We start from the raw sequence: 1,731 nt of genomic DNA, 5'->3' as shown, positions 1-1,731 counted from the left end.
AATTCAGTTTCTTTGTTGCACGGGTCATTTCGTTATGCCCGTTTCTACACATTGATTTCTCAATATGCTGACTGTACGTTTTCGGAACTTGGTTCCGACGAGCGTTTACCCACGACTAAAGTCACGGGTGTGCGCGCTCGGTTCAATCAACGAAGCCATGTTAACGATGTTAAGCCCTCGAGCTAAAAAGCAAGCAATAGCAGAGTATCTACGTGTACTAAAACCTGGAGGTCGTTTACTGACGCATGATATCTCGTTTTTAGATCCCCAGATTGCTAAAATTGTTAAACAATTGCAAGAAACAATTCATGTAAAAGTGGATCCTTTATACATAGATGATTGGATTCAACTATTTCAAGAAACCGGATTTCAAAAAGTAACTAGTCAAACTGGAAAAATGAGCTTAATGTCTCCTAAAGGGATGATTCGTGATGAGGGTTTGTTCTCAACCATCCAAATTATCTATCGTGGAATGAAACCTGAGAATCGAAAAATGTTTAAAAATATGTTTTCATTTTTTAATAAAACTGGGAAAGAGTTATGTTACATTACCATTTGCAGTATAAAATAAGAACTGAAAGAGGTAGTCAAAATGAAGTTTATCGAACGAATTCCTCAAAAAGAAGTATTAGACTTAAAAAAACTCATACCTTTTGGTGAAGAACAAATTATTAGCAAAACGTTGGTGCAACGATCAAGCATGGGAATGACACTTTTTTCATTAGATAAAAATCAAGAAATTGCTACCCATCGCTCCAATGGTGATGCGATGGTCAATATTTTGTCAGGAACAGCCCTTATTAAAATTGCTGATGAAACCTATACAGTGACCGCTGGCGAAAGTATTGTAATGCCTGCAACGATTCCTCATTCTTTATTCGCAGTAGAATCATTTCAAATGTTGTTAGTAGTAGTCAAGCCTGAGAATAAAGGAGAGCGTAAATAAAGTGAAATTTAACTTAACAGAGCTAGTTCAATTTTCACCAGAACAGATTGCTAGTCGCTCACTAACAAAGAACCTAGCCGTTACAACACCGATCACCTTGTTTGCTTTCAGTGCAGGCGAAAGCATCAGTTCAGAAAAAAGCGATTTGGTAAAAGTAATTCTGGTTTTAGAAGGTGCTTTAACCGTCCAATACGCAAATCAATTATCAGAGGTAGCTACACACAATCATTTGTTAGTTATTCCTCCTCTTTCAGTTCACCAATTCAGCGCTGAAAAAAATTGTCGTTTCTTGCAAATAGAAATACCAACAAGCAAGCCAAAGAATTACTAAAAACTAAGTTGTACGATGAGTCATCCGCCTAAAAACACAAAGCGCTGCCAGATCCAAGTTGGGTCTGGCAGCGCTTTGATGATTTGCTTTATTGTTCGACAATCTTTTGCACGCATTTCTTTTTCAGTGAAAGACTTGTTACAAGAACCGTTCATTTTAACTTTTCATGGCTCGGCTATCCAACAACAAATTGACTATTTAACTAAATTAGGCAGAAGTCGCCCATCCCTCTATAGTTGGGTGATGAATGCCGTTCGGTATGAGGGTTACCGTTGGTAACTCGAAAACCGACAATTAAGGCACATTGCCTTTTTATTTTGTCCTATGTTATGATCAGTCTATATAAGGAATGAGTTGATATAACATGGAATTAGATACAAATAGCCATTCAGTATTTCTTCTTTATTAGCACCTTGTTTTAGTAACTAAATACCGTAGACAAGTAATTGATGAT

4 protein-coding genes are annotated in these 1,731 nt (G+C 37.0%); all 4 read left to right on the top strand.

Annotated elements, in window-relative coordinates; all coding sequences use genetic code 11:
- Nucleotides 1–64: 64 nt before the first annotated feature.
- The 4 genes from ACFSR0_RS07040 to ACFSR0_RS07025 all read left to right on the top strand — a co-directional run bounded on the left by ACFSR0_RS07040 (nt 65) and on the right by ACFSR0_RS07025 (nt 1,556).
- Complete coding sequence (locus ACFSR0_RS07040; RefSeq protein WP_379981285.1) at nt 65–571, top strand: hypothetical protein; 507 nt, start codon at nt 65–67, stop codon at nt 569–571.
- A gap of 21 nt (nt 572–592) precedes the next feature.
- Nucleotides 593–946 (top strand): cupin domain-containing protein, encoded by a 354-nt coding sequence (locus tag ACFSR0_RS07035; RefSeq protein WP_379981283.1) that lies wholly within the window; start codon nt 593–595, stop codon nt 944–946.
- A 1-nt stretch (nt 947) separates the two neighbouring features.
- A complete protein-coding gene (locus ACFSR0_RS07030; RefSeq protein ID WP_379981281.1) occupies nt 948–1,277 on the top strand; it encodes an acetate kinase in 330 nt (109 codons plus the stop codon).
- Nucleotides 1,278–1,355: 78 nt separating this feature from the next.
- A complete protein-coding gene (locus ACFSR0_RS07025) occupies nt 1,356–1,556 on the top strand; it encodes a hypothetical protein (RefSeq protein WP_379981279.1) in 201 nt (66 codons plus the stop codon).
- Nucleotides 1,557–1,731 lie beyond the last annotated feature (175 nt).

Source organism: Enterococcus camelliae, assembly GCF_042685105.1.
Taxonomy (GTDB): domain Bacteria; phylum Bacillota; class Bacilli; order Lactobacillales; family Enterococcaceae; genus Enterococcus_G; species Enterococcus_G camelliae.
Note: the sequence above shows the minus strand (reverse complement) of the source record. Positions and strands in the feature narration are given on the sequence as shown.